General features: G+C 71.5%; 21 protein-coding genes and 1 pseudogene. 5 read left to right on the top strand and 17 right to left on the bottom strand.

What is annotated here, in order from left to right; genetic code table 11:
* Positions 1 to 92 precede the first annotated feature (92 nt).
* From KHP12_RS32010 to KHP12_RS32000, 3 genes and pseudogenes are all read right to left on the bottom strand, one after another.
* Positions 93 to 401 (bottom strand): annotated as a pseudogene (locus KHP12_RS32010) (DUF4232 domain-containing protein); the annotation flags it as partial.
* Between the two features lie 248 nt (positions 402 to 649).
* Positions 650 to 901 carry a hypothetical protein gene (locus KHP12_RS32005; protein ID WP_086881505.1) on the bottom strand — a complete coding sequence of 84 codons (252 nt, stop codon included), beginning with the start codon at positions 899 to 901 and terminating at the stop codon, positions 650 to 652.
* Positions 894 to 1,223, bottom strand: coding sequence for a hypothetical protein (locus KHP12_RS32000; RefSeq protein WP_086881504.1), 330 nt, complete (start codon positions 1,221 to 1,223; stop codon positions 894 to 896). Before KHP12_RS32000 ends, KHP12_RS32005 begins: the two co-directional genes overlap by 8 nt.
* A gap of 292 nt (positions 1,224 to 1,515) precedes the next feature.
* On the opposite strand from KHP12_RS32000, the gene KHP12_RS31995 reads away from it, so the two are divergent.
* Both KHP12_RS31995 and KHP12_RS31990 read left to right on the top strand, forming a co-directional pair.
* Positions 1,516 to 2,340 (top strand): helix-turn-helix domain-containing protein, encoded by an 825-nt coding sequence (locus KHP12_RS31995; RefSeq protein ID WP_086881503.1) that lies wholly within the window; start codon positions 1,516 to 1,518, stop codon positions 2,338 to 2,340.
* Positions 2,327 to 2,554, top strand: coding sequence for a DUF397 domain-containing protein (locus KHP12_RS31990; RefSeq protein WP_086881502.1), 228 nt, complete (start codon positions 2,327 to 2,329; stop codon positions 2,552 to 2,554). Before KHP12_RS31995 ends, KHP12_RS31990 begins: the two co-directional genes overlap by 14 nt.
* 71 nt (positions 2,555 to 2,625) lie before the next feature.
* On the opposite strand, the gene KHP12_RS31985 is transcribed toward KHP12_RS31990, so the two are convergent.
* The 7 genes from KHP12_RS31985 to KHP12_RS31955 all read right to left on the bottom strand — a co-directional run bounded on the left by KHP12_RS31985 (position 2,626) and on the right by KHP12_RS31955 (position 12,046).
* On the bottom strand, positions 2,626 to 5,376 hold the full coding sequence (locus tag KHP12_RS31985) for a bifunctional YncE family protein/alkaline phosphatase family protein (RefSeq protein WP_086881501.1): 2,751 nt from the start codon (positions 5,374 to 5,376) through the stop codon (positions 2,626 to 2,628).
* A gap of 6 nt (positions 5,377 to 5,382) precedes the next feature.
* The gene (locus tag KHP12_RS31980) at positions 5,383 to 6,759 is read right to left on the bottom strand and encodes an ABC-2 transporter permease family protein (RefSeq protein ID WP_086881500.1); all 1,377 of its coding nucleotides are present in this window, start codon (positions 6,757 to 6,759) and stop codon (positions 5,383 to 5,385) included.
* Entirely contained in the window at positions 6,756 to 7,697 is a 942-nt protein-coding gene (locus tag KHP12_RS31975) for an ABC transporter ATP-binding protein (protein ID WP_086881499.1), read from the bottom strand. The genes KHP12_RS31980 and KHP12_RS31975 overlap by 4 nt, the downstream gene beginning before the upstream one ends.
* Before the next feature lie 323 nt (positions 7,698 to 8,020).
* A complete protein-coding gene (locus KHP12_RS31970; protein WP_037950696.1) occupies positions 8,021 to 9,493 on the bottom strand; it encodes a GntP family permease in 1,473 nt (490 codons plus the stop codon).
* Positions 9,494 to 9,717: 224 nt separating this feature from the next.
* Positions 9,718 to 10,131, bottom strand: coding sequence for a RidA family protein (locus KHP12_RS31965; RefSeq protein WP_210609788.1), 414 nt, complete (start codon positions 10,129 to 10,131; stop codon positions 9,718 to 9,720).
* A complete protein-coding gene (locus tag KHP12_RS31960; RefSeq protein WP_086885290.1) occupies positions 10,128 to 10,961 on the bottom strand; it encodes an IclR family transcriptional regulator in 834 nt (277 codons plus the stop codon). Before KHP12_RS31960 ends, KHP12_RS31965 begins: the two co-directional genes overlap by 4 nt.
* Entirely contained in the window at positions 10,958 to 12,046 is a 1,089-nt protein-coding gene (locus KHP12_RS31955; RefSeq protein WP_244203324.1) for a sugar kinase, read from the bottom strand. The genes KHP12_RS31960 and KHP12_RS31955 overlap by 4 nt, the downstream gene beginning before the upstream one ends.
* Positions 12,047 to 12,234: 188 nt before the next feature.
* On the opposite strand from KHP12_RS31955, the gene KHP12_RS31950 reads away from it, so the two are divergent.
* Together KHP12_RS31950 and KHP12_RS31945 are read left to right on the top strand one after the other, a co-directional pair.
* Positions 12,235 to 13,524 carry an alanine racemase gene (locus tag KHP12_RS31950; RefSeq protein ID WP_086885288.1) on the top strand — a complete coding sequence of 430 codons (1,290 nt, stop codon included), beginning with the start codon at positions 12,235 to 12,237 and terminating at the stop codon, positions 13,522 to 13,524.
* Between the two features lie 692 nt (positions 13,525 to 14,216).
* Positions 14,217 to 15,824: an N-acyl-D-amino-acid deacylase family protein gene (locus KHP12_RS31945; RefSeq protein ID WP_086880849.1), complete on the top strand. Its 1,608-nt coding sequence runs from the start codon at positions 14,217 to 14,219 to the stop codon at positions 15,822 to 15,824.
* A gap of 12 nt (positions 15,825 to 15,836) precedes the next feature.
* Here the strand turns inward: KHP12_RS31945 and KHP12_RS31940 are convergent, their stop codons facing one another.
* Entirely contained in the window at positions 15,837 to 16,712 is an 876-nt protein-coding gene (locus KHP12_RS31940; RefSeq protein WP_372455317.1) for an SDR family NAD(P)-dependent oxidoreductase, read from the bottom strand.
* An 84-nt stretch (positions 16,713 to 16,796) separates the two neighbouring features.
* Here KHP12_RS31940 and KHP12_RS31935 point away from each other — a divergent pair, with 84 nt between their 5' ends.
* On the top strand, positions 16,797 to 17,480 hold the full coding sequence (locus KHP12_RS31935; protein ID WP_086880850.1) for a TetR/AcrR family transcriptional regulator: 684 nt from the start codon (positions 16,797 to 16,799) through the stop codon (positions 17,478 to 17,480).
* A gap of 106 nt (positions 17,481 to 17,586) precedes the next feature.
* On the opposite strand, the gene KHP12_RS31930 is transcribed toward KHP12_RS31935, so the two are convergent.
* From KHP12_RS31930 to KHP12_RS31905, 6 genes are all read right to left on the bottom strand, one after another.
* On the bottom strand, positions 17,587 to 18,225 hold the full coding sequence (locus KHP12_RS31930; RefSeq protein ID WP_244202656.1) for a TetR/AcrR family transcriptional regulator: 639 nt from the start codon (positions 18,223 to 18,225) through the stop codon (positions 17,587 to 17,589).
* Complete coding sequence (locus KHP12_RS31925; RefSeq protein ID WP_086880846.1) at positions 18,222 to 20,234, bottom strand: CocE/NonD family hydrolase; 2,013 nt, start codon at positions 20,232 to 20,234, stop codon at positions 18,222 to 18,224. Before KHP12_RS31925 ends, KHP12_RS31930 begins: the two co-directional genes overlap by 4 nt.
* Positions 20,235 to 20,786: 552 nt before the next feature.
* Complete coding sequence (locus tag KHP12_RS31920) at positions 20,787 to 22,601, bottom strand: ATP-binding cassette domain-containing protein (protein WP_210609786.1); 1,815 nt, start codon at positions 22,599 to 22,601, stop codon at positions 20,787 to 20,789.
* Positions 22,601 to 23,530 (bottom strand): ABC transporter permease, encoded by a 930-nt coding sequence (locus KHP12_RS31915; protein WP_086882974.1) that lies wholly within the window; start codon positions 23,528 to 23,530, stop codon positions 22,601 to 22,603. Before KHP12_RS31915 ends, KHP12_RS31920 begins: the two co-directional genes overlap by 1 nt.
* Before the next feature lie 38 nt (positions 23,531 to 23,568).
* Positions 23,569 to 24,528 (bottom strand): ABC transporter permease, encoded by a 960-nt coding sequence (locus tag KHP12_RS31910; protein ID WP_037950736.1) that lies wholly within the window; start codon positions 24,526 to 24,528, stop codon positions 23,569 to 23,571.
* Positions 24,528 to 26,156: an ABC transporter substrate-binding protein gene (locus tag KHP12_RS31905; protein ID WP_208653083.1), complete on the bottom strand. Its 1,629-nt coding sequence runs from the start codon at positions 26,154 to 26,156 to the stop codon at positions 24,528 to 24,530. Before KHP12_RS31905 ends, KHP12_RS31910 begins: the two co-directional genes overlap by 1 nt.
* Positions 26,157 to 26,252 lie beyond the last annotated feature (96 nt).

Here is a 26,252-nt window from a genome sequence, read left to right as displayed (position 1 = left end):
GGACGAACCCCAGCCCGCTCCGGTACCGTTCTGGGCGCACCACCCGCGAGTTCGGCTACGAGCGCCCTTCGGAAAACTTTCTTGAGGGCCTTGGTCTCGTTGGGCGGGGTGATCTCGACCCAGGCCGGCTGGTAGAAGCCCTCTGCTTCCTTGGTGAAGGCGAGGTTGAGGGTGAACTCGGTGCTCTGGCCGGCCTCCACCTCCAGGGAGCTCCACTTCTGCGAGGAGCGGGCCAGGGACCAGCGCTCGCCGCCGTTGATCGAGGTCAGGTCCACACCGGGGAAGCCGCCGAGCTTGCAGGAGTAGGAGCCCTTGTTCATCAGGACGATGGTGGCGGTCGTCCCACCGTCCTCCGGCACCGGGAGCGCGTCCTCACCTGTGGCGAAGGCGGCTTCCAGGTTTTCAGTGCGGCAGCGCTCGACACCCGCGTGCGCCCTGCCGCCCCTCTAACATCCGGCTAACGCGGCTGTGACCAGGGGAAAGACGCCAAGGAGAACTGAGGAGCCAGGTCACACCCGCCTGTACGGCGGGCCGTTTCCGCCATGCGGCTTCGTCGTGCGGACTCTCAGGCGGACGGACTTGAGCAGGCGCCATCCCAGAGGGGAGCCCCCGGGACGGCGCCTCGCGAAGGCCGCGAGCGTGGTCCTCCTCAGTACCGCCGTCGGCCGCCCGGGTAGCGGACAGGCTGACGGCACTCGGGCGCGTCGGGCGGCGGGAGCTGCTCACCGAGCGCGTAACACAGGGCCGCGTGCAACTGCTCCGCCTCGGCCGGGGTCAACTCAAGTTCGGCGATGGCGCAATGCTGCCCGCCCCTGCTGATGTGGAACGGCAACGCGAGTGCCTCACCGTTCACCCGGCGCAAGCCCCGGCCCGGAACCGGACCGATCTGCCAGTCAGTCACAGCCGCCCCCTCCGGGCGCCGGACCGTCGCCTTCGTCGTACGAGGGCAGGCGGGCGCCCCTGCTCTCGGCGACCCGCAACAGGTCGCGCAGCGCCTCGCACAACCGGTCCGCGAGGTAGCGCAGTTCTCGCCGGTCCGCCCTGGGGGCGTCCAGCAGCACCCGGGCGTGCCGGAGGAGTTCGGCCGCCATCGACACCTGTACGGCCTCGATGGCGTCCGCACGTCGGCTCAGCGGGCTGTTCCCGTCGTCCGACGCCAGGTAACACGGCTTGCCGTCGGGGTCCGTCCACGGCAGCAGGCGCAGACCGGTCATCGCACCCATCCGGACACCTCCGCACCGCGGATCACCGCCCGAGCCCCGGCCCGCTGACAGCCGGACGGCGATAAGGCGAGAAGTGCACTCACGCATGCGAGGCGCCGCTCCCTAGGGTTGTTCACGTTCATCAGCTCCTATTAGCTGGTGGGCCACGCCCTCGGGCCGGTGCACCCCGGTCGCGAGGGTCCTGCGTTTCTTCACGCTGTGTGGCGATTTCCTCACAGAGTGGGGGTCGTGCTGGCTACGCTGCTAGGAGGGCGCGCCTGACAAGGCACCTTTCAACACGGGGAGTCAGCCCATGCAGATGGATCGAAGGCCACGCACCGCCAGGGAGAAGTACGGCGAGGAGCTGAGGCTCCGCCGCGTAGCCGCCGAGATGACGCAGGAAGCGCTGAGTGAGCGCGTGGTGTGCTCGCCCACGCTGATCAGTCACTTTGAGGCGGGACGCCGGTTGCCGAGGCCGGACGACGCGGCGCGGATCGACCAGGCGCTGGGGACGGACGGGTTCTTCGCGCGGTGGCTGGAGGATCTGGAGTCGAAGTTCGCCGACCACTTCGCGGTCGCGGCGGAATTGGAGCGGCAGGCGTCAGAGCTTCGGCTGTACGGACTCTCTCTCGTTCCTGGGCTGCTCCAGACCGACGCCTACGCACGTGCGGTGCTGCGCACGGCCAGCCCCAACTACCGCACCGAGGATCTTGACCGGCGCGTGGTCAACCGCGTAGAGCGTGCCCGGATCCTCGATAATCCGTTGAGCCCCGTCATGTGGACCCTGTTGGATGAGGCAGTGCTCCGGCGCCGGGTCGGTGGGCCGCATGCCATGGCGGAACAACTGCGCAAGATCGCGGACATGGCCGAGGTTGGACGATTGCGGCTGCATGTGTTGCCGTTCGGCATCGGGGCTCACGCTCTCATCGAGAGCATGGTCACCCTCATGCGCTTCACCGATGCCGCACCCGTCGCATACGTCGAAGGTCTCCGTACGGGCAACTTGATGGACGATCCGACCCTGGTGAGCTCCTGCCAGTCGGCCTACGATCTCGCCATGGGCGATGCGGTGTCGCATGACGAATCCCTGGCCCTGATCAGGGCCATAGCGGAGGAACACGAACATGGCCAGCACTGATCACACCGTCTCCGACGCCTCCTCCCTCACCGGGTGGTTCAAGTCCAGCTACAGCGGGCCCAGCAACGGCGACTGCCTCGAAGTAGCGCGGGGCCACGCCGACATACCCGTCCGCGACAGCAAAGACCCCCACGGCCCGGCGCTCGTATTCGAGCCGTCCGCGTGGTCGGCGTTCGTCTCCGCCGTCAAACGCGGGGAGTTCCCCATCACCTGATCCGCCACAACGCAGGGCCCCTGATCGGCGATGATGCCGACCAGGGGCCGCCCGATACGTGAGAGCCCGCGTCAGCCGTCGTTCTCCGCCGACGGGATGTAGGCGCCCGGCACGTCCTTGGGAGCGTAGATCTTCTTCTCACCCGGGTAGGGCTTCGCCCAGTTGTGTGTCTGGTACCACGTGAGGTGGTTCATCTGGGCGGGGGGAGCGTAGTCCGGAACGGCGTTGGGGCCGGTCAGCCGCTGCTTCGACTTCCACTGGTCCCACTCGGCGGCGACGTTCTTCATGTCCGCCGGCACCGAGGCCGACGGCACGGCCGCCGCCTTCGGGCTCTGCGCCGCGGGGGTGTCGAGACCACAGGACGGCGGGGTCTTCACCCCGTCGGTCAGCGAGGTCCGGTTGGGCAGCGCCTTGAACGGCGTGAAGTTCGGTTTCTGGGTGAACGCCGAGGCCATCGGGGTGGCCGCGGTGTCCTTCTGGTTCATCGGCTGGACCCCGAGGATCTGCTCGATGGTCCGCACCATGTTGATCTGTGAGTAGTAGTGGCTGTCCACCTTGCCGTGCTTGGCCCAGGGGCTGATGATCTGGACCGGGGCACGGTGGCCGTCGACGTGGTCGAGACCCGCCTGGGAGTCGTCCTCGACGACGAAGATCGCCGAGTCCTTCCAGTACTTGCTGTGCGAGATCTCGTCAACGATCTGGCCCACGGCGAGGTCGTTGTCCGCGACCTGGGAGGCAGGGCTCACCGGGCCACCGGTGTGGTCGCTGGAGAGCCAGAACATGTTCAGGTTCGCCGGACCGTTCTTCTGGAAGTCCTTCTTCCAGATCTGTGCCCGGTAGACGTCCGGCACGCTGGTGTCGAACTTCGGGAAGCCGTGCACCGACACATCGTTGAGCGACGGGATCGGCGAGGTCGAGTTCAGCGGGTAGGCGGTGTCCTGGCCGGTCGACGCCATGTTCTTGGTGTCGCAGTACAGGTTCTGCCAGCTGGCGTCCGACGGCTTGGTCAGGAACTGCTGGAACTCGCCGAAGTTCCGGACGGACTTGTGGGCCGCCTGGGCACCGGTCCAGATGAAGCCGGTCTTCTGGTGGCCGAGGGCGTCGTCCTCGGTGTCGTAGCTGCGGGCGTACTCCCCGGCCGAGGACTCGGTGTACTCCGGGTCGTCGGACTGCATCAGCCAGTTGTGCCCCTCGGCGGAGTTGGTGCCGATGTCGTACGTGTTGTCGTACAGGCCGAACTGCCTGGCCAGGGCGTGCTGGTTCGGCGTGACGTTCTCACCGAACTCGGTCAGCGACGGGTCGCCGTTGCCCTGCGGCATGTCACCGAAGACCTGGTCGTAGGTCCGGTTCTCCTTGACGAGCAGGAAGACGTGCTTGATCGTCGAGCGGTCACCGAGCTTGACCGGGACCGGCACCGGCTTGGCCGGGGTGCCGTCGGTCTTCTTGAGGGACTCGCCGTTCCAGCCGTTCTGCTTGAAGACCTTGCCGGTGGAGGACCTGATCACGCTGTCGTCGGGCAGCGTGAACTTCTGCACGCTCGAGGTCGTGTCGTGGGTGCCGTGACCGCCGGTGGCCTTACGGCGGGCGTCGATGCCACGGGTGTTGGAGACGTACACCTCCTTGCCGGAGGTGGTGATCTCCGAGGGGAAGTAGTCCGTGGGGAGCAGACCGATGTAGCTGACCGGCTCCTGCGCGGAGGTGAACTTGTAGACGGCGACGGCGTTGGCCCGGCCGAGGGTCACCAGCAGGTGACCGTCGTCGGTGAGGGTCACCGCGTCGGGCTCGTAGCCCACCCGGGCCTTGGCCCACGGCTGGGTGGAGATGGTCTGGACGACCTTGTCCTTCGCCGTGTCGATGACCGACACGTTGTTGTCGGCGGTGTTGGTGACGAACACCACGCCGTTCTTGGCGTACACGGCGGTCGGGTGCAGACCGACCTCGATGCTGGAGACCGCGGCGTCCTGCTTCGCCAGGTCGATGACGCTGACCGTGCCGCTGGTGGTGGCGGCGGTCTTCTGGTCGGCGAGTACCTGCGTGCCGTACGAGTTGATCGTGGGCTCGCCAGGCTTGGCCGGGCGGCCGCCCTCGTTGCTCACGTAGAGCTTGTCGCCGACGACGACCATGCCGCGCGGGGCGTTGCCCACGTTCCAGCTCTGCTTGATGGTCCCGGTCTCCGCGTCGATGGCGACGACCCGGTTCTGACCGTTGACCGCGGAGTACGCGGTCTTGCCGTCGGCCGAGAACGCCACCGCGCCCACCAGGGCGTGCTTGGCCCCCTGCGCCGGGATGCTGACGGTCCGCGGGCCGGCGACGCCGCCGTCCGCGTTCACGGTGAACACGGTGTAGCCGTCCGGCTGGCCCAGCCACAGCTGCTTGCCGTCGGGCGAGTACGTCGGGCCTTCCTGGCCCACGTTGTTGCTGCCGATGCGGGGGTTCGACGACGCGGCGTTGCTGACCAGCTGCTGCGTCTTCCAGTTCTTCAGGTCCACGATGGCCAGGGCCGCGCCACCGTCGGTGACCGAGGCGGCCATGTGTGTGCCGTCCGGGCTGACCGAGGACGACATGATCTTGCCCTGGTTGATGACAAGACGGTCGCCGTACGGGGCGATGTACTGGTTGCTGGAGACGACCTGGCCGTTCTTGGTTACCTGGCCGACCTGCTCCGTGCCGAACTGGTGGGTCTGCCCGAGCGCCGTGCCGGCGGCCACGAGGGCGACGGCGGTGGTGCCCGCCGTCAACAGCGGTATCCGGCGGCCGATGCGTCTGCTGATGAGGTTGATCCGGGCTTCCTCGACGAGTTTGCGGCGGCGAGTCACCTGCATTGAGGGTTATCCCTTCGGGGTGGTGTCGAGCAGTTCGACGTTGCCGTCGAACTGCCACAGCGGGTTCGGCGCGTCACCATCGGGGGTCCGCACCAGGAAGTAGCCGTTCACTTCCTTCGGTCCATCGCCATCGGCCATGAACCGCCCGTCCGGAGTGACGTCGAGTTGGTAGATGGCCTGTCCGGTGGCCTCGACGCCGGGAAGATGCCAGGTCACGACGCAGCGCCAGTCATTGCCCGGACCTTCGGCCGCGACCCTGACGCTTCCCTTGTTGCACGCCGCCGTGGCCTTCAACTGGGCCTCGGTGACGGCGGGCCGGTTGAGCTGGTCGGTCTGCATGCGGTACAGGTGCGCGAACGCCGTGGCGAGCGAGCGCTGCACCTTGTCCTGCTCGATCCCGGAGCCCGTCGCCGAGGTCGTCGCGGCGACGACCGCGAACGACGCGGCGGCCACCCCGACGAGCGGCAGGACGCCGACGGTGATCGCGCGGCGGCCCGAACCGTCGTGGGCCGGGTTGGTGAAGTCGCGCCGTACGAAGAGCACATACGCCAGCGCCGTCGCGACCACGGCCCACACGAGGCTGACAACGATGCCGATCAACAGCGGGCCGAGTTGTTGAGGGCTGGTGAACAGACCGTTCCAGGAGATGAAGGCGTAGCTCGGCAGGGCGACGCGCACGGCCACCGGAAGCGGCAGCATCTGGGCGACCGCCATCGCGAGCGAGACGAGCACGGGCACCAGCAGCCCCATCGGGGACCGTCCCAGCGTGACCGACCCGAGGAGGCCGAGCGCGGCGAGCGCCAGGGTCGGGGCGAGGACGCAGACCCAGGAGAGCAGGACCGAGACGGCGGCGTCCGACGGTGCCAGGAGATGGCCGTCGAGACCGACCAGCGGCTGGTCGCCGACCACGAGGAGGCCGCCGACGGTGCTGGAGACCGCGAGCCCGGCCACGAGCAGCAGCAGGACGGTGAGACTGGCCACCGCCTTCGCCACGAAGATCCGCCGGGGCGAGCGGACCGCGACGAGCAGATGGCGCCAGGTGCCGAGCCGGTCCTCGGAGGCGAACACATCACCGGCCACGACCGAGGTCAGCAGCGGCAGCGCCCAGGTCCCCGCGAAACCGAGCATCACCAGCGGCCCGGCCCACCCGGAGGCGAGCATCCAGCGCCCGAAGAGGGTGTCGACGGGAAGCGTGCTCTGCTGGCTCACCCCGGCGACGAAGAGGGCGGGAGCGATCCAGCAGGCGAGGACCAGCAAGCGGATCCGCCACTGGGAGACGAGCTTGACGAACTCGAAGCGGCAGGCGCGGGTGACGGGGACGCGACGGCCTCCGGTCGGCTGCCCGCTTTCCTGTTCCGGGCTCCGGGTGAGGGTCGCGGTCATCTGCCCGCCTCCTGCTGTTCGGTGAGGGCGAGAAACGCGGCTTCGAGCGGCGACACCACGGGAGTGAGCTCGCGCAGCGCGACGCCCCTCGCCACGAGCCGCGCCACGAGTTGGTCGAGGGCGGGCACCAGGGCGCGTACGACGAGCAGTTCGGCGTCCTTCCGTACCCCGGCGTCGTCGACGACCTGGATCCCCGGCGCTTCGTCCGCCAGCCGGCGCGCGGCCCGCGGGTCGGAGGTGAGCAGCCGGTAGTCGAGTTCACGGTTCTCGGTGGCAAGCTTGGGCAGCGCGCCGGAGAAGACGACGCATCCGGCGGCGAGAATGGTCACCTCGGAACACAGCGCCTCGAGGTCGTCCATGTTGTGGCTGGAGAGCACGACGGCGGTTCCGCCGGCCGCGAGCCGGCTGAGGACACCGTGCACATGCTTCTTGCCCGCCGGGTCGAGGCCGTTGGACGGTTCGTCGAGCACCAGCAGCCGGGGCTTGGTCAGCAGGGCGGCGGCGAGCCCGAGCCGCTGGCGCATGCCGAGGGAGAAGCCGCGGGTACGGTCGTCGGCGACGTCGGTGAGACCGACCTCGGCGAGTACGTCGTCGATCCCCGCCGTGCGCGCGTCGTGGCCGCGGAGCGCGGCCAGCGCGGCGAGGTTCTGCCGTGGGGTGAGCGAGGGGTAGAGAGCGGGGCCGTCCACGAAACCGGCGACACCGTCGGGAGCGTCGAGTGCCCGCTCGACCGGTGTACCCAGGACCTCCAGGCGACCGCTGTCGGCCACCGCGAGCCCCAGCAGAAGGCCGAGCAACGTCGTCTTTCCGGCGCCGTTCGGTCCGACCAGGCCGTGGATCTGCCCCTGCGTCACATCGAGATCGATGCCGTCCAGCGCGACGACATCACCGAAGCTCTTCGTGATGCCGCGAGCCCGGATTGCGCGGAGTTCTTCCATGGGTTCCCTCCTTCAAGTGCCGGAAGGAGCCTATGAATTGATCATGCCTCTCATGGAGGTGGAGAGTTGAATGTATGGAGAACACGAAGCGACTTGGCATTCGCGATGTCGCCGCTGGGCAAGAACCTTACGTTTCGACCAGTATTCTTTGCCATTATTTGATCAAATTCGGATGCTCCCATTAGTGCATGGCAAGGGTGAATGCCGCGGTGAATGCCAACTGGGCAGGGAGCGGAATTGAGCCCGCAGCGACGGCCCCCGAATCCCGGCGGTTTCTGCCGGGATTCGGGGGCCGTCGTCATGCGGGCGCGGGGCCCCGTCCGCTAGATGACGAGGCTCAGCAGGGCCGCCACCACGAAACCGGCCACGGACAGCACCGTCTCCAGGACCGTCCAGGACTTCAGCGTGTCACTCTCGGAGATGCCGAAGTACTTCGCCACCATCCAGAAGCCGCCGTCGTTGACGTGCGAGGCGAAGATCGAGCCCGCCGAGATGGACATGATGACCAGCGCCAGATGGGCCTGCGAGTAGTCCCCGCCGGAGACCATGGGGGTGACGATGCCCGCCGTCGTGACGATCGCGACCGTCGCCGAGCCCTGGGCCACCCGGAGCACCACCGAGATCAGCCAGGCCAGCACGATGACCGGCAGGCCCGCGCTGTCGAAGGCGTCGGCCAGGGCCTGGGCGACGCCGCTGCCCTTGAGGACCGCGCCGAAGACGCCGCCCGCGCCGACCACCAGGAGGATGTTGCCCACCGGCTTGAGGGAGGCGGTGGAGACGGTCTCCAGGGACTTGCGGGACCAGCCGCGCCGGATGCCCAGCAGGTAGTAGGCGAGGAGCAGGGCGATCGTCAGCGCCACGAAGGGGTGGCCGAAGAACTCGATGACCGAGCGGCCGGTGCTCGGGTCCAGCGCGACGGAGGAGAACGTGGCGCAGAGGATCAGCACGAGCGGGGTACCGATGATCGTGAGCACCGTGGCCACCGAGACCGGCTGCTCGGCCGGGGTGGCGCCGGAGGCGCGCTGCTGGGCCGCGACCGCCTCCCGGGACTCCTCGGCCGCCTCCACCATGTCCTGCGGTACGGGCACGAAGATGCGCTTGCCGATCCAGGCGGCGTAGCCCCACGCGGCCAGCACCGACGGGATGCCCACGACGATGCCCATCAGGATGACCCAGCCCAGGTCGACATGGAGCAGTCCGGCCGCGGCCACCGGGCCGGGGTGCGGCGGCAGGAAGGCGTGGGTCATGGACAACCCCGCGAGCAGCGGCATCGCGTAGAGCAGGATCGACTTGCCGCTGCGCTTGGCGGCCGCGTAGACGATCGGCGCGAGGACGAAGATGCCGACGTCGAAGAAGACGGGTATGCCGAAGATCAGACCGGTGAGCCCCATCGCGAGCGGCGCCCGCCGCTCCCCGAAGAGGCCGAGCAGCCGGGCGCTGAGCGCCTCCGCGCCGCCGGAGACCTCGAGGATCGCGCCGAGCATGGTGCCCAGGCCGATGATGATGGCTATGTGGCCGAGGATGCCGCCCATACCGGTTTCGATGAGCGAGACGGCGTCGGACTTCTGGACCGTGCCGAAGAGTTCGGTGACCGAGAGACCGGCGGCCAGACCGACCGCGATGGAGACGCCGAGCAGCGCCACGAAGGGCTGCAACCGGACCTTGATGATCAGGTAGAGCAGAAGGGCGATGCCGAGGGCGGCGACGGTCAGCAGACCGGCGGTGCCGTGGATGAGGGCGAGCAGACCACCGGTGTGGGGTGGGGTCTCGGCAGCGGGAGCGGCCGCGAGCAGCATGGGGAACTCCGGGATGTGGGTAGGGGGTATCGCCGCACGGCGGGGGGCCGCGCGCTGGGAAAACCTGGAGCAGAACCTGGGTGGGGGGGATCAGGGCTCGAGCTTCCGACGACGGGGACGGTGAGGACGAGTCAGGGGTGGAACCCGCGGCGGGCGGGGAAAGCTCCCGCCCGCTGCGGGGTTCGGGGTCGGCAGGCCGTTTCGCGCGGCGGCCGCTTCGGGCGTCAGCCCAGAACGGCCAGGGCGTCGATCTCGACGAGCAGACCGGCCGGAAGGCCGACGTAGACCGTCGTACGGGCGGCCGGGGCCTCCTTGAGGTCGGCGAAGAACTCGTTGTAGATCTCGTTGAATTCGGCGAAGTGGCCGGTGTCGGTGAGGTAGACGCGCACCATCATGGCGTCCTCCCAGCTCGCGCCGCCCTCCTCCAGCACGGACTGCACATTGCGCAGGGTCTGGAGGGTCTGCTCGCGCAGGGTGGGCCCGACGGGGGTGGGGGCCTGGCCCGGGACGGCGGGGCCGAAGCCGACCTGACCGGCGACCTGGAGGATGTTCCCCTTCTTCACGCCGTGGGAGAACTTGGCGGGCGGTGTGGTGTGCGTGGCCGGGGTGATCGCGGTCTTCTGGAGCTTCTCGGTCATGAGGAGGTCTTCTCGGCTCTCTTCTCGGGTGTTTCGGCTGTTACTCGGGAGGGGTTCTGCGAGGTGTGGGACACCGGTGCGGACACCGGGGCGCCGCCCGAGTATTCCCGGCTGATCTCCTCCGCCGTGCGGCGCACCAGCGGCAGCAGGGAGAGGAGTTCATCGGAGCTGACGACGACGTTCGGCGCCGACACCGAGCAGGCGGCGACGACCCGCCCGTCCGCTCCCCGGATCGGTGCCCCGACGCAGTTGATCGACTCCTCGTGGCCGCCGAAGTCGGTGGCCCAGCCCTGGTCGCGCACGGTCGCCAGCTCCTTGAGGAACGCGGCGGCGTTGGGCGTCGAACGGGGCGTGTACGCGGGGTAGCTGAGCCGCTCGGCCAGCGTCCGCCGCTCGGGCTCGGGCAGATCGGCCAGCAGCAGCTTGGCCACGGCGGCCACGGTGATGGCCACGGGCTTGCCGATCCGCGAGTACATCCGCACCGGGTAGCGGCTCTCCACCTTGTCGATGTAGAGCACTTCGTTCTCCTCGTACACCGCGAGGTGGACGGTGTGCCCGCACCGTTCGTTGAGCGCCACCAGATGGGGGTGGGCGATCTCGCGCACGTCGAGGTTCTCGACCGCCTCCTGCGCGAGCGCGAAGAGGCGGGCGCCGAGGCGATAGCGCTGGTCCTGCTGGCGGTAGACCATGCCGTGCTCATGGAGGGTGCGCAGCAGCCGCAGCGCGGTCGACTTGTGCACGCCCAGCCGCGTGGCGACCTGCTCCAGATTGGCCGGCCCCTCCGCCAGCAGCGGCAGGATGCTCAGCGCTCGGTCGACGGTCTGGCTCATGAGTCGGGTACCTCCACCGCTGCGGTCTCGGCCCACTTTTCGGCGGGACTCGGCAGATCTGTCCAGCCGGGGCCGAATCGCAGTGTGCCCCACCGCGTGGCATCGAGTGCCACCAGGTGGTCGGCGTGCGCACGGGAGGGCGGGGTGCCGAGGTCGCCGGGGACGGTGAGCGCGGCGGCGGCCATGAGGTGGCCGTGGCGCAGCCGTTCGGCGACGGACAGCCCGCGCAGGGTGCCGGAGAGGAAACCGGCGGCGAAGGCGTCGCCCGCGCCGACGGGGGCGACGACGTCGACGCGCGGGGCGGGTTCGAAGGTGACGGTGTCGGTGCCGTCGCCGTCCGGGTGGCGGGCGTAGGCGGTGGCACCGGCGCCGCCCTGCTTGACGATCAGCACCTCCGGTTCGGGCAGTGCGGCCCGTATGGCCTCCGGGCCGCGTACTCCCCAGACCGCCTCGGCCTCGTCCTCGCCGACGAAGACGAGGTCGCAGCGGCGGGCGAGGTCGAGCAGGACGCCGGGCCCGCTTTCGGCGTCGTCGGCTCCCTCTTCCCGCTGCCAGAGCGAGACCCGATAGTTGAGGTCGAAGGAGACGAGGGGGCGGCCGGCGGCGGGGGCGGTCAGCTCGCGCATCAGCGCGCGGCAGTCCTCGGAGAGGGCCGGGGTGATCCCGGTCAGATGGAGCACCCGGCCGGACCAGGCCCGCTCCCGGGGGACGAGCGCGGGGGACATGGCCGCGGCGGCGGATCCGGCCCGGTAGTAGAGCACCTCGGCGAGCGGTTCCGAGGCGGCGTCACCGCCGTCCCCCTCGGCCGTCTCGGAGCCGACGGCACGCTCCCCCGCCGTACGGAAGTAGATCCCGGTGGGGCGGCGCGGATCGCGCTGGACGTACGCCGTGTCCACACCGGTGGCCGCGATCTCCCGTACGAGGTGCTCGCCGAAGCCGTCCGTGCCCACCCGGCTGATCCAGCGCGCGCTGTGCCCGGCGCGGGCCAGGCCACAGGCGACATTGGACTCGGCGCCGCCGATGCCCCGGGCGAACGAGGGGACATCCGACAGCCGGCCCGGCCGGGACGGCACGAAGGTCACCATCGACTCGCCAAGACATACGACATCGACGCTGCGGAGGTGGGACACGGTTGGTCTCGCTCCTCGTGGGTGGACGGATGGGGGTACGCCACACCGTTGACCCGGTGCTGGGCGGGATGTTAGACAGCGCTAAGCGTTATGCGCAATGAACGTTGCAGATATTGCAACCGAAATCGTTATGGAGGCGCTCCATGGCCACCGACCACCGCGACCAGGCCGTCGCCGCCCTCGCGCGGGAGCGCGTCGACCACCGCTTCAAGGGGCTGCCGCCGAACGCCGAGGGCCTTACGGTCGGCGAGCTCGCCGCCGAGCGGCGCTCCCTGTTCACCGGTGGCTTCACCACGCCCGTACTGGCGCTGTCGGCCGAGGCGCTGGAGCACAACCTGGTGGCGATGGAGCGCTACTCCGCCGCCCATGGGCTCGCCTTCGCCCCGCACGGCAAGACCTCCCTGGCCCCGCAGCTCTTCGAGCGCCAGCTCGCGCACGGGGCCTGGGGCATCACCGCGGCCGTCCCCACCCAGGTGCGGATCTACCGGGCCTTCGGCATCCAGCGGATCTTCCTCGCCAACGAGGTCGTCGACGCCGCCGCCCTGCACTGGCTCGCGGCCGAACTCGACGCCGACCCCGACTTCCGCTTCGTCGCCTACGTCGACTCGGTGCGCGGCGTGGAGCTGATGGACGCGGCCCTGCGGGAGGCGGGCGCGCGGCGGCCGGTCGATGTGGTGGTCGAGCTGGGCGGCGGCGAGGGAGCGCGCACCGGGGTCCGTACGGAGGCGGAGTGCGCGGCGGTCGCCGACGCGGTCGCGGCCGCCGGGACCCTGCGACTGGTCGGGGTGGCCGGTTACGAGGGCGAGGTGCCGAAGCCGGACGGCGAGCGGGTACGGGCCTGGCTGCGCCGCCTCACGGCACTGGCGGCCGACTTCGACGCGGCGGGCCGCTTCGAGGACCTGGACGAGGTGGTCGTCAGCGCGGGCGGCAGCGCCTGGTTCGACGCGGTGGCGGACGTCTTCGCGGAACTGCCCACGCTGTCGCGCCCGGTGCTGAAGCTGCTGCGCTCGGGTGCGTACGTCTCCCACGACGACGGCCACTACCGGCACCTCACCCCCTTCAACCGCGTCCCGGAGGAGGGCGAGCTGCACCCGGCCTTCCGCCTGTGGGCCCAGGTCGTCTCGCGCCCCGAACCCGGCCAGGCCTTCCTCAACGCGGGCAAGCGGGACGCGGCCTACGACCTGGACATGCCCGAACCCCAGCTCATCCGCTCCGCCCGGGACGCCACCACCCGCCCCGCCACGGGCCTCACCGTCACGGCCCTCTCCGACCAGCACGCCTGGGTCTCGGTCGCGGACGACACGGCGCTGGAGGTGGGCGACTGGGTGGCCCTGGGCCTCTCCCACCCCTGCACCAGCTTCGACAAGTGGCAACTGATCCCGGTGGCGGAGTCGGACGGCACGGTCACGGACTACATCCGCACCTTCTTCTGACCCACCCTTCCCCGGGGCTCCGCCCCGGACCCCGCCGGGGTCACCCCCGGTCCCGGGACGCGGGATCTCCGCCCACCAGGATCCCGCGGAGCGGCACCGGGGCCCCGGGGCAGGGGTCGGGCCGGGGGCGCGAGCCCCCGCCGGGCCTGGCGGCCGGGGGGCAAGTGCCGCGCTGGGCCCGGGCACAGGCCGCCCGGCTCGCGGGCCGCAAAGCCCGCGACGGAGCCCCGCCGGCCTTGGCGGCGGGGGCGCAAGGCCCGCGCTGGACACGGGCACAAGCCGCCCGGCATGCGGGCCGCAAAGCCCGCGACGGAGCCCCGCCAGGCCTGGCAGCCGGGGCACAAGTCCCACGCTGGACACGGACACAAGCCGCCCGGCATGCGGGCCGCAAAGCCCGCGACGGAGCCCCGCCAGGCCTGGCAGCCGGGGCACAAGTCCCACGCTGAGCACGGACACAGGCCGCCCGGCATGCGGGCCGCCAGGCCCGCGGCGGAGCCCCGCCAGGCTCGGCGGCCGGGGCACAAGTCCCACGCTGAGCACGGGCACAGGCCGCCCGGCTTGCGGGCCGCCAGGCCCGCGGCCGCGGGGATGGGGGTGGGGGACCCGCAGGGTCCCCCACCGGGTAAGAGCGGGTGGGTGGGAAAAAGGACAGCGCGCCCCAGACGCGGGCGGCAGAAAGCGAGGGCAACCCCATGGAGCTGGTCATTCGCGGTGCGGACGTCATCGACGGCACCGGGCAAGCCCGGTATCGGGCAGACGTGGCCGTCGACGGCGGCCGGATCGCCGCCATCGTGCCGGAGGGGAGCGGGGCGCGCCCCACCGCCCACCGCGTCGTGGACGCCGACGGCCTCGCCCTCTCCCCCGGCTTCATCGACATGCACGCCCACAGCGACCTCGCCCTGCTCCGCGACCCCGACCACTCCGCGAAGGCCGCCCAGGGCGTGACCTTGGAGGTCATCGGCCAGGACGGGCTCTCGTACGCGCCCGTGGACGACCGCACGCTCGCCCAGATCCGTACCGCCATCACCGGCTGGAACGGCGACGGCTCGGACATCGACTTCACCTGGCGCACCGTCGGCGAGTTCCTGGACCGCCTCGACCACGGCTTCGACGGCCAGGGCATCGCGGTCAACGCCGCGTATCTCATCCCCCAGGGCACCGTCCGCATGCTCGCCCTCGGCTGGGAGGACCGGGACGCGACGCCCGCCGAGGTCGAGCGGATGAAGGCGCTGGTGGCGGAGGGGCTGGAACAGGGGGCGGTCGGCCTGTCCTCCGGGCTGACCTACACCCCCGGGATGTACGCCTCCGACGCCGAACTCACCGAGCTGTGCCGGGTCGTGGCCGCGTACGACGGCTACTACTGCCCGCACCACCGCTCGTACGGCGCCGGCGCCCTGCGCGCCTACGAGGAGATGGTGGCCCTCAGCCGGGAGGCGGGCTGTGCGCTGCACCTCGCCCACGCCACCATGAACTTCGACCTCAACAAGGGCCGCGCCCCCGAGCTGCTCGCCCTCCTCGACACCGCGATCGCCGACGGCGCCGACATCACCCTCGACACCTACCCCTACCTCCCCGGCTGCACCACGCTCGCCGCGATGCTGCCGAGCTGGGCGGCCGAGGGCGGCCCCGAGGCGGCCCTCGCGCGGCTGCGCGACGACGCCGAGGCCGAGCGCATCCGGCACGTCATGGAGGAAGAGGGGGCGGACGGCTGCCACGGGGTGCCGATCAACTGGGACACCATCGAGATCTCCGGTGTGAACGACCCGGCCCTCACCGAATACATCGGCAAAACGGTCGCCGCGAGCGCCCGCGAGCGAGCCGAGGCCCCCTGGGTCACCGCGCGCCGTCTCCTCCTGGACGACCGCCTCGGCCCGACGATCCTTCAGCACGTCGGGCATGAGGAGAACGTCCAGGCGATCATGCAGCACCCCGCCCACACCGGCGGCAGCGACGGCATCCTGAACGGCGCCAAACCGCACCCCCGCGCCTACGGCACCTTCCCCCAGTACCTGGGCCGCTACGTCCGTGAGCTGGGCGTTCTCACCCTGGAGGAGTGCGTGGCCCACCTCACCGCACGCCCCGCGGCCCGCCTCCGCCTCCCCGACCGGGGCCGGATCCGCGAGGGCTACCGCGCGGACCTCGTCCTGTTCGACCCGGAGACGGTGGCGGCGGGCTCGACGTTCGAGGCCCCGCGCACCCTGCCGACCGGCATCCCCCACGTCCTCATCGACGGCCGTTCCGTGATCGAGGACGGACGGCGGACGGACGTCCTCGCGGGGCGCACGATCCGCCGCGGGTAGCCCGGCAGACCCTCACCCGGCCGCACCCCCGGCCGGGAACTCCGCCGGGTACGGCTCGCCGAAGTCGGCCGAGCGGCTGACCTTCTCCCAGGCGGTCGCCTCGGCGAGCTGGTGCTGGGAGTAGTCCCGCGCCATGGTCGCCGCGTTCACGCCCAGCGGGAGATGGCCCGGGACCTCGCCGCGGTGGACGGTCCGCACGATGATCTCGGCGGCGCGCTCAGGGTCCCCGGCCGCCCCGTCCGTGCTCTGCCGCACCCGCCGGTTCATCTCCCCGACGGTCGCGTCATAGGCGTCGGGGATCGGGTGGACCGTCATGGAGGAGCCGGCCCAGTCGGTGGCGAAGCCGCTCGGTTCGACGACCATGACGCGCACGCCGAGCGGCGCGGTCTCCGCGGCGAGGACCCGACTGAAGCCGTCCACCGCGAACTTGGCCGCCTGGTAGGAGGCGATGCCCGGCGATCCGCCGACCCGGCCGCCGATCGAGGAGATCTGCACGACGGTGCCCGACCCCTGCTGCCGCAGCGCCGGGAGCGCGGCCTTCGTGACGTGGTAGACGCCCCAGAAGTTCGTCTCGAACTGGGCGCGGAAGTCCTCGTCGTCCGAGGTCTCGATGGGCGACACATTCGCGTATCCCGCGTTGTTCACGAGCACGTCGATGCGCCCGAAGCGGGCGAGCGCCGCCTCGACGGCCTCGCGCGCCGCCTCGGGGCGGGTGACGTCCAGCGCGAGCGGATGAACGCGGTCGCCGTACTCCTTGAATACCTCCGCGAGCGCCTCGGGGCGCCGGGCCGTGGCCACGACGCGATCACCGGCCTCGAGGGCGGCGGTGACCAGGGCGCGGCCGAGACCGCGCGAAGAACCGGTGATGAACCAGACCCGTGAACCCATGACCTGTGAACTCATGCCGTTAGTACAACACCGTTCTCTTATTTACGCAACACCGTTCTGTTAAAGGTTCCTATGATGTCCGGCATGACGACGCCTGCCTTCCAACGTGCGCGCAGTGCCCAGGCCAAGCAGGCACGGGAAGAGGCGATCCTGGACGCGGCCCGTGCCCTCGCCCGCGAGCGCGGGGTCCGGGACGTCACCCTCACCGACATCGCCGGGGCCGTGGGGATGCACAAGTCGGCCCTGCTGCGTTACTTCGAGACGCGGGAGCAGATCTTCCTCAGGCTCACCGCGGAGGGCTGGCGGCAGTGGTCCGCCGAGCTGCGCGGCGATCTCGGACGCCGGACGCACGCCACGGCCCCGGAGGTCGCCGAGGTCGTCGCCGCCACACTGGCCGCCCGGCCGATGTTCTGCGACCTGCTGTCCCAGGCGCCCATGAACCTCGAACGCAATGTGTCGATCGACTCGGTGCGCGACTTCAAACTGGTGACGCTCGAGGAGATCGAGCTGATCGACGCCGAGCTGCGACGGCTGCTCGGGCTGACCGAGCTCCAGACCGTCGACCTCGTCGCCACGGCCACCAGCCTGGCCGGGGCCCTGTGGCAGATGGCCAGCCCCGGCCCGCGCCTACGAGAGCTCTACGAGACCGACCCCCGCCTCGGCCACGCGATCGTCGAGGTGGCACCCCGCCTGCGCCGCGTCCTCACCGCCTTCCTCACCGGCCTCGACGCGGGGTCGTCTGAGACGACGGCCTCGGGCGACGCCTAAGCGCTCCGCTGGAAGTGTCGCGATGCGTCGTCGGCCGACTGCGGCGCCGTGGTGGCTGGTCGCGCAGTTCCCGGCGCCCCTTCGGGGCGCTGACGGCGCGCACGCCTCAGCCCCGCAGCTCAGCCTCCACGAAGCGCCGCAGGTGGCGGCGGGCGTCGGCCACGCTCAGGGCCGGGACCTGGCGGAGGCGGCGCAGGGCGAGGCCGTCGGCCAGGGCGGAGAAGCGGTGGGCGAAGTCGGCCGGGTCGTCGCAGCGGAAGTCGCCCTCCGTCCGGCCCCGTTCCACCAGGGCCCGGATCTCGCCGTGCCAGCTCTCGTACCGCTCGGCCTGGCCACGGGCGAAGGTCTGGTCCCGTTCGCCCGCGTTCCAGTAGTCGAACCACATCCGCCAGTGCTGGTCCGTGTCCTCCGTGAAGAGCGCGTCGATGAGCAGCCGCAGCCCCTCCGCGCCGCTGGTGGCCTGCCCCGCGGCGTCGCTCAGCGCGGCGTAGTAGCGCTCGATGTGCAGCACCATCGCCTCGGAGAGGACTTCCTGCACGCTCTCGAAGTGGTACGTGACCGTGCCGACCGACACCCCGGCCGCGGCCGCCACCTCGCGCACCCCCACCGCCTTGGTGCCGCGCTCCGCGATGAGCGGCACCGCGGCCTCCACGATCAGCCGGCGGCGCACCTCGGTGGGCTGCCGGGTGCGGGCGGAGGCGGCGACGGCGCGGCGCGGCGGGCGGCGTTCGGATCGGGACGTCACGCGGACGTCCTCGGTGTGGTGCGGTGCCATGCGCGCGTGGCCACTGTCTCTCCGTTCGCCCGTGCCTCGATGCTGCTGTCCATGATGAATTCCTCCGCCGTGGCCCGCAGTTCCATGGCGGTGACGACCTCCGCCGCCCAGTCCCCGCGCCGCAGCCGGATGGTCCACCGAGAGCTTGCCATGGCCGACAGCGGATCGCCGGAGCGGATCCGGTAGGTCTCGCGGGCGCTCTCCTCGTAGCGCAGTCCGTCCGGATAGGTGCGGGAGCCGCCGTAGTTGGGGTCCACCTCCAGCACATACTCCCCCGTGGCGACGTCATGGGTGACGGTGCGTTCGGGGCGGGGTTCGGCGGGCGGGTCGACCGTCACGGGGAGCGGCGGGGCCTGCTCGGGCTCCTCGAAGGTGATCGGCGGGCGGGCCGCGTCGGGGCCCGGATCCCGTACGGGCAGCAGCAGCGCGCTCTGACCGGGGCGTACGGTCAGCCGGCCGCGTTCGCCGTGCGGCCAGACCCACGGCCAGTACGCGTCGGAGACGGCAACCCTGACGCGGTGGCCGGACGGGAAGGCGTACCCCGTGGCGTTCAGCTCGAACTCCACGTCCTCGTACGTCCCCGGCCGCCACTCCACCGCCCGCTCCCGCCCCTTCCGGGACAGCAGGTTGAGCACCCCACGGGTGACCAGGGTGGAGGAGCCGTCGGGCGCCACATCGCAGACCCGGGCGATGACATGGGCGCGCGGGGTGGCACTGTCCAGCCGCAGCCGTACGCGGGGGCGGCCCAGGATCTCCACCCGCTCGTCCAGCGGCGCCGAGTCGAAGCAGACCGAACGGCCGTCCTCCTCGCGCTGGTCGGGCGGCAGATCGGTGGCGTTGCCGAAGGGGAAGAAACGGCCGGCGTCCAGCCCGGTGTGCAGCGGCGAGCGCACGATCACCGGCTCGTCGGCAGGGCCGCCGAGGGGGCGCTCGTCCCAGCTGACGGACGGCGAGGGCCAGGTGTCCTCACCGACCCAGCGGCCGGGCATCGTCTCGTACGAGGTGGCGGGCGGTACGGGGTCGTTGATCCAGGCACGGAGGATCGGCTCGTCCAGCACGCCGGTCGGCTCGTCCTTGAGCCAGTGGTCCCACCAGCGCAGGGTCTCCTGGAGGAAGCCGATCGCCGGGCCCGGGGGCAGCCCCCGGTCCGGGTACTGGTGCGACCAGGGGCCGATCAGCCCGCGTACGGGCGCGTCGAGGTGCTCCAGCAGCCGCAGCACGGTGTCCCGGTACGGATCGGCCCAGCCGCCGACCGCGAGCACGGCGGCCTCGATCGCGCCGTAGTCCTCGCAGACGCTGCCGTGCCGCCAGTAGTCGTCCCGCTCCTGGTGGGCGAGCCAGGTGTGCAGATACGGCTCCAGCGCGTCCAGCCGCTCCCGCCACATGGGCAGCCAGCGGTCCTCGCCGACGGAGGTGGGGTGCGGGGGGCGGGCGGTGAACGCGAGCATGGTCCCGGCCCAGGCGAGCATGTCGATGCCGAGGACGGCGCCGCCGGTGTAGTGGACGTCGTTGTCGTAACGGTCGTCGGTGGAGCAGACGGTGACGATCGCCTTCAGCGGGGCGGGGCGCAGGGCGGCGATCTGGAGCGAGTTGAAACCACCCCAGGAGATCCCGAACATCCCCACCTTGCCGGTGCACCAGGGCTGTGCGGCCAGCCAGTTGACGACGTCGACGCCGTCGGCGAGCTCGGTCGCCGTGTACTCGTCGAGCATCACGCCCTCCGAGTCCCCGCTGCCGCGCAGATCGACCCGTACGGAGGCGTAGCCGTGCCCGGCGTACCAGGGGTGACGCTGCGCGTCGCGCGGGGAGGTCCAGTCGCTCTTGCGGTACGGAAGGTATTCGAGCAGGGCGGGCACGGGGGCGGTCTCGGCGTCCGCGGGGCGCCAGATGCGGGCGTGCAGCCGCGTCCTCCCGTCCCGGGTGGGGATCCACGCGTCCTCGACCAGCACCTCACGGTCGAACGTCTCGCGGTACTTCACGCTGCTCCTTGCCTGGTGTTGTGGGTGCGGATGCGGATGCGGATGCTGGTGCGGATGCGGATGCGGATGCGGGTGCGCCTGCGGCGGGCAATTCCCCCACCCCGCCCCTTCCCGAAACCGGGGGCGCCGCCCCCGGCCCCCCGCTCCTCAATCGCCGGAGGGGCTTGCAGGTTGTGGGCAATCGTTCCGCCGAGAGGGCACCTCCCAGCGGTAGCTGGGGGAGGAACGGGTGGGCACAACCCGGCCACCCGCGTGCAGTCGGCGGCGATACCTCGGGGGGCGGCTCTTGGGGCGGAGCCCCAGCGGGGCCGGGGTCCGGGGCACAGCCCCGGTGGGGTCCGGGGGCGCGCCCCCGGTTTCGGGAAGGGGCGGGGTGGGGCTGAGGCGGCACCTCCCAGCAGTAGCTGGCGCAGGGACGGGTGAGCACAACCCGCCCACCGGGCCGCCCCCCGGCAACGAGACCCCAAGCCGCACCCCCGCCGGGGCCCGGGGCGCAGCCCCGGTGGGGGGCCGGGGGTGCCCCCCCGGTTTCGGGGAGGGGCGGGGTGGGGGCTAAGCATTCGGCGGCCGCCACCTGCGGACTCGGTGGCCGGCGCCCAGCTCGTCCCAGACGGCGCCCAGTTCGGCGGCATCCTCCCAGGCGTCGGCCGCCTCGACGGCGGCTTCCGCGTCCGGGTCGGGTTCGAGGGCGGCGGCGATCAGTTCGCGGGTGTACGGGTGGCCCGGAGCCGCGAAGACCGCGTCCGTCGGGCCCTCCTCCACCACCACCCCGTGCCGCAGCACCACCACCCGGTCCGCGATCCCCCGCACCACCGCCAGGTCGTGGCTGATGAACAGGCAGGCCAGTTCACGCTCCCGGCGCAGGTCGTCCAGCAGGCGCAACACATCGGCCTGTACGGACACATCCAGCGCCGTCGTGATCTCGTCCGCGATCAGCAGATCGGGCTCACCGGCCAGCGCCCGGGCGATGCCGATGCGCTGGCGCTGGCCGCCGGAGAGCTGGGCGGGGAGTCGGTCGGCGAAGTCGGGGTCGAGGCGGACGTCGGCGATCAGCTGACGGGCGCGCGACGCCGCCTCGCCCCGAGACCCGGCCGTACCGAAGAAGCGCAGCGGCCGCCGTACCGCGTCGCCCACCGAGCGCCGCGGGTTGAGCGCGGTGTCGGCGTTCTGGAAGACGAGCTGGACGGTGCGGCGCAGGGCGAGCGGGCGCCGCCGCGCGGGGGCGCTCAGGTCCCCGTCGCCGCCGGACGAGCCGTCGGGCGGGCCGCTGGATCGGCCACCGGACCCGTCACCGGACCCGTCACCTGACGAACCACCGGGCGAGCCCCCAGCCGCAGCCCTCATCATCCCGCCCGACGGCACCCGCAACCCCGCCAGCGACCACGCGATCGTCGACTTACCGCTCCCCGACTCGCCCACCAGCGCCAGCACCTCACCGCGCCGCACGCTGAAGGAGACTCCGTCCACGGCGCGGCTGGCCCCGTAGTCGATCACGACTTCCCGTACGTTCACCGCCTCCGCCGCGTCCCTGGCCACGCCCGCCCTGGGCCGGATCTCCCGCGTACCGTCCTCCCCCACCACCGCGAGCCCCGCGTCCGCGATACGCGGGACGCTGGCCAGCAGCCGGCGGGTGTACGGGTCGGCGGGGGCGGCGAAGAGCCGACGGGTGGGGGCGGCCTCGACGACCCGCCCGGCGCTCAGCACGCACACCTCGTCGGCCATCCGCGCGACCACGCCCAGGTCATGGCTGACCAGGACGGCCGCGAGGCCGAGTTCCTCGCGGAGGGCGCCGATCAGGTCCAGCACTCCGCGCTGGGTGATCACATCGAGGCCGGTCGTGGGCTCGTCCAGTACGAGCACCTTGGGCCGGGCCGCGATCGCCATGGCGATGGCGACACGCTGCTGCTGCCCGCCGGAGAGTTCGTGCGGATAGCGGCGGGCGAGCTCGCGCCCGTGGGACAGCCGCACCTGCTCCAGCAGGTCCGTGACGGGCACCTCGCCGCCCGCCTCCGCGATCTGCCGTCCGATCCGCATGGACGGCGTCAGGGCATGGCCCGCGTTCTGCGCGACCATCGCGACCGTACCGCCGCGCAGCCGCCGCAACTCCCGCGCGGACAGCGCGAAGACGTCGTCCCCGTCCACCGCGACGCGCCCGCCCGTGATCCGGGAGCCATGCCGCAGATGCCCCAGAAGCGTCGCGGCGACCGTCGACTTGCCGCTGCCGGACTCGCCGACCAGGGCCAGCGTCCGGCCGGGGCTCACCTCCAGCGACACCTCCTGGACGACGGGCACCTCGCCCCCGCCCGAGCGGTACGCCACGGACAGCTTGTCCACCGACACGATGGGGGCCTTTGGCGACGTGGTCATCAGACACCCTCCCTGATCCGGTCCACGCCCCACGCCTTGGACAGGCCGTCGGCCGCGAGGTTGAGCCCGACCACCATCGTGGCCAGGCCGATGATCGGCGCCAGGCTCGCCATCGGCACCACGGTGATCGCGGTGCGGTTCTCCGAGACCATCAGCCCCCAGTCCGGGGTGGGCGGATCCGCGCCGAAGCCGAGGAACGACAGCGAGGAGATCAGCAGCACCACCCATGACGCCCGCATCGCGAACTCGACGCACACCACATCGCTGATGTTGGGCAGCACCTCGCGCCGCAGAATCGCCCAGGTGCTCTCGCCCCGGGCCCGCGCCGCGGTGACGTAGTCCTGCGGCACGACGCCGAGCGCGGCGCCCCGCACCACCCGCACCACCTGGGGGACGCAGACGACGGCGATGGCCAGCACGATGACCGAGGACCCGGTGCCCAGCGCGGTGACGATCACCAGCAGGACGAGGATCGCGGGGATGGACAGCACCGCGTCCAGGACGCGCATGACCACATCGTCCAGCCAGCCGCCGCGCAGCGCGGCGGCGCAGCCGAGGACGGTGCCCAGGGCGATGGTGATGAGGGTCGCGGTGACGGAGACGCCGAGCGCGTACCGCCCGCCGTACAGCACCCGGGTCAGCACATCGCGCCCGTACTGGTCGGTGCCCGCCCAGTGGTCGGCGCTCGGCCCGAGCAGCGCGTGCGAGGCGTCGCCGGTGGTGGGGTGGTACGGGGTGAGCAGCGGGGCGAGCAGCGCGACCACCACATGAACGGCCACGATCGCGAGCCCGATGACGGCCGGGCGGGAGGAGCGCACCGTGCGCCAGGTGCGGGCGGCGAGGCCGGGCCGTACGGGCGCGGGCGGCGGCGTGCTCGCGCTCGCGGCGGCCGACGGGGCCGCGCCCACGGGCACCTTCACGGAACTCATCGGATCCTCCACTGAGCTCTTCGGATCCTCGACGGAGCTCATCGGATCCTCCCTCCTCGGGTGCGGAGCTTGGGGTTGAGGGCCATGGACCCGAGGTCGGCGGCGAGGTTGCAGACGACGTAGACGACCGCGCTGATGAGGGCGATGGCCTGGATGACCGGCAGATCGCGGTTCTGCACGGAGGTCAGCATCAGCTTCCCGATACCGGGATAGTTGAAGACGTTCTCGACCACGGCGACGCCGCCCACCAGCCACGCCACATTGAGCGCGATGACGTGCAGCGTGGGCAGCAGGGCGCTGGGCAGCGCGTGCCGGGTGACCACGCGCCAGGTGGTCAGCCCCTTGAGCCGGGCCGTGGTGACGTACTCGCTCGCCATGACGTCGATCACCGAGGTACGGGCCATCCGCACGATGTACGCGGCCATGACGATCGCGAGCGCGGCGGCGGGCAGCCACACCGCCGGGAGCAGCTGCCCGACCCCGGCCCCCGGCCCGTACAGCACCACGGCGGGAAGCACCGGCACGGTGACGGAGAAGGCGAGCACCAGCACCGTGGCCACGACGAATTCGGGGACGCTCATCCCGACCAGGCTGACCGTGGAGATCAGATGGTCCGGCCAGCGGTCGCGGTAGAGCCCGGCCACGACGCCGAGCACGACCGAGCCGGTGACCGCGAAGAGGACGGTGACGACGGCGATCAGGGCGGAGTTGCCGAGGTACTGGGCGACCTCGCCGCCCACCGGCTTGGTGGTGACCAGCGAGGTGCCGAAGTCGCCGTGCAGCGCGCCCTTGATCCAGTCGGCGTACCGCTCCCAGGCGGGCTGGTCGAGACCCATCTGCTTGCGCAGCGCGGCGACCGCGTCGGGGGTGGCGTCCCGGCCGAGCACCTGGGTGGCGACATCGCCGGGCAGCGCCTGGACGGCCAGGAAGACCATGACCGAGGAGAGCAGCAGGGTGCCGAGCGCGGCGACCACACGGCGGAGGAGGAAAGAGAACATCACGCCCCCTTCAGCCCGATGTGGAGGTAGTCGAACTCGAAGCCGTGCTCGGCGTAGCCGCGCACCTTCCGGGAGATCCCGACGAGCCGGTCGGCGAACATCGGGGTGATCGCGCCGCCCCGCTCCACGACGAGCGTCTGCGCCTGTCCGTACAGCTCGCGCCTGCGGCCCTCGTCGATCTCCCGGCGGGCCCGGTCGAGCAGCGCGTCGAACTCCTTGTCGGACCAGGCGGTCTCGTTGTACGAGGAGCCGCCGCGGAAGACCTGGTTGAGCAGCTGGTCGACGGGGCGTCCGGTGTACCAGTAGGTGGCCATGAGCGGCTTCTTCATCCAGATCTGGGTGTAGTACGAGTCCGCGGCCGCGGTCTTGACCCGGATGCGGATGCCCGCGCGCCCGGCCGACTCCTGGTAGGCGAGAGCCATGGGCGTGAAGATCGGGTCGTACGAGGAGGTGTAGAGGTCCACCGCCAGCCGCTCGTGCCCGGCCCGCTTCAGCAGATGGCGGGCCTTCTCGGGGTCATGGGCGGGGTGGGTGGCGATATGGGCGGGGTCGTTGGGCGGGACGGGGTTGTCCCAGCCGGCCGTGCCCGCGCCCTGGAGGGCGGCCTTCAGGATGTGCGCGGGGTCGTAGGCGAGCTTCATCGCCTGCCGCACCCGCGGATCGGTGAAGGGCTTCTCGGTGGTGAGCATCGGCAGCACGTACCACTGGGCGTTCTCGGCGCGGGCGATCGTGGCGCGGTCGGAGGCGGCGACGACCCGGGCGGTGGCGAAGTCGAGATTGGTCTGGGAGAGCAGATCGACCTGCCCGGCGAGCAGGGCGTTGGAGCGGGCCTGCATATCGGCCACGGTGTAGAAGTCGATCGCGTCCAGGACCGGGCGCCCGGCCCAGTGATCGGCGTAGGCGGTGACCCGGCCGGGCCCGGCGGCGGTGAAGGAGGCGAGCCGGAAGGGGCCGGTGCCGATGCCGGTGCGGCCGATGGAGCCCGCGCTGCCCTCGGGCACGACGTAGCAGTTGTAGTGGGTGAGCAGGCTGGGGAACTCGGCGTGCGGGCTCTTCAGCGGGACGACGAGGGTGTGGGCGTCGGGGGTGCGCAGCCGCCCCGGGTCGACCAGCGGGGAGAGCACCGGGGCCTGCGGGGACGCGGTCGCCTTGGCGAGGATGTGGCGCAGGGTGTACGCGGCGTCGGCGGAGGTGAAGGCGCGGCCGTCGTGGAAGGTGACGCCGCGGCGCAGCCGGAAGGTCCAGGTGGTGGCCTTGGCGTCGGGCTCCCAGGACTCGGCGAGGTCGGGGGCGACGGTGCCGTCGGGCGCGATCCGGACCAGGCGGTTGTAGAGCGCGCCGAGGTATTCGTACGCGGACAGCGCGCTCGCGGGGTCGAGGGTCTCGGCGTCGGAGGCGGGCGGCCGGGCGATGCGCAGGGTGCCGCCGCGGTCGGGCCGCCCGGCCGGGCCGTGGGTGGGCACGGCCCTCGACGGGGAGGCGGAGGCGGCTCCCGAGCAGCCGGTCAGCGCGGCGGAGCCGCCGAGCGCGGCGACGGCCGCCGCGGCGGTGGTGAGCACCGACCGCCGCGGTATCCCGGCCGCGGCGGGGGCTGTGCCGTGGGAGGTCTCGGGCATCAACGGGGACATGAACGGGGGCACCCTTCCCTTATTCGTTCAGTGGAACGATTGGGTGAAGTGCGTGAACGATAGCCACGCAATCCGTTCGGGCCAACCCTTCTTTCG

The organism is Streptomyces asiaticus, assembly GCF_018138715.1.
Lineage (GTDB): Bacteria > Actinomycetota > Actinomycetes > Streptomycetales > Streptomycetaceae > Streptomyces > Streptomyces asiaticus.
The sequence above is the reverse complement of the archived record's forward strand: the minus strand, read 5'-3'. Positions and strand labels throughout refer to the sequence as shown.

Coding starts and splice junctions, on each gene's coding strand:
- KHP12_RS31920 (WP_210609786.1), bottom strand. CDS start 22,601: ATGACCACGTCGCCAAAGGCCCCCATCGTGTCGGTGGACAAGCTGTCC.
- KHP12_RS31950 (WP_086885288.1), top strand. CDS start 12,235: ATGGCCACCGACCACCGCGACCAGGCCGTCGCCGCCCTCGCGCGGGAG.
- KHP12_RS31970 (WP_037950696.1), bottom strand. CDS start 9,493: ATGCTGCTCGCGGCCGCTCCCGCTGCCGAGACCCCACCCCACACCGGT.
- KHP12_RS31910 (WP_037950736.1), bottom strand. CDS start 24,528: ATGTTCTCTTTCCTCCTCCGCCGTGTGGTCGCCGCGCTCGGCACCCTG.
- KHP12_RS32000 (WP_086881504.1), bottom strand. CDS start 1,223: ATGGGTGCGATGACCGGTCTGCGCCTGCTGCCGTGGACGGACCCCGAC.
- KHP12_RS31955 (WP_244203324.1), bottom strand. CDS start 12,046: ATGGTGACCTTCGTGCCGTCCCGGCCGGGCCGGCTGTCGGATGTCCCC.
- KHP12_RS31960 (WP_086885290.1), bottom strand. CDS start 10,961: ATGAGCCAGACCGTCGACCGAGCGCTGAGCATCCTGCCGCTGCTGGCG.
- KHP12_RS31905 (WP_208653083.1), bottom strand. CDS start 26,156: ATGTCCCCGTTGATGCCCGAGACCTCCCACGGCACAGCCCCCGCCGCG.
- KHP12_RS31945 (WP_086880849.1), top strand. CDS start 14,217: ATGGAGCTGGTCATTCGCGGTGCGGACGTCATCGACGGCACCGGGCAA.
- KHP12_RS31985 (WP_086881501.1), bottom strand. CDS start 5,376: ATGCAGGTGACTCGCCGCCGCAAACTCGTCGAGGAAGCCCGGATCAAC.
- KHP12_RS31995 (WP_086881503.1), top strand. CDS start 1,516: ATGCAGATGGATCGAAGGCCACGCACCGCCAGGGAGAAGTACGGCGAG.
- KHP12_RS31940 (WP_372455317.1), bottom strand. CDS start 16,712: ATGGGTTCACGGGTCTGGTTCATCACCGGTTCTTCGCGCGGTCTCGGC.
- KHP12_RS31935 (WP_086880850.1), top strand. CDS start 16,797: ATGACGACGCCTGCCTTCCAACGTGCGCGCAGTGCCCAGGCCAAGCAG.
- KHP12_RS31975 (WP_086881499.1), bottom strand. CDS start 7,697: ATGGAAGAACTCCGCGCAATCCGGGCTCGCGGCATCACGAAGAGCTTC.
- KHP12_RS31965 (WP_210609788.1), bottom strand. CDS start 10,131: ATGACCGAGAAGCTCCAGAAGACCGCGATCACCCCGGCCACGCACACC.
- KHP12_RS31980 (WP_086881500.1), bottom strand. CDS start 6,759: ATGACCGCGACCCTCACCCGGAGCCCGGAACAGGAAAGCGGGCAGCCG.
- KHP12_RS31915 (WP_086882974.1), bottom strand. CDS start 23,530: ATGAGTTCCGTGAAGGTGCCCGTGGGCGCGGCCCCGTCGGCCGCCGCG.
- KHP12_RS31990 (WP_086881502.1), top strand. CDS start 2,327: ATGGCCAGCACTGATCACACCGTCTCCGACGCCTCCTCCCTCACCGGG.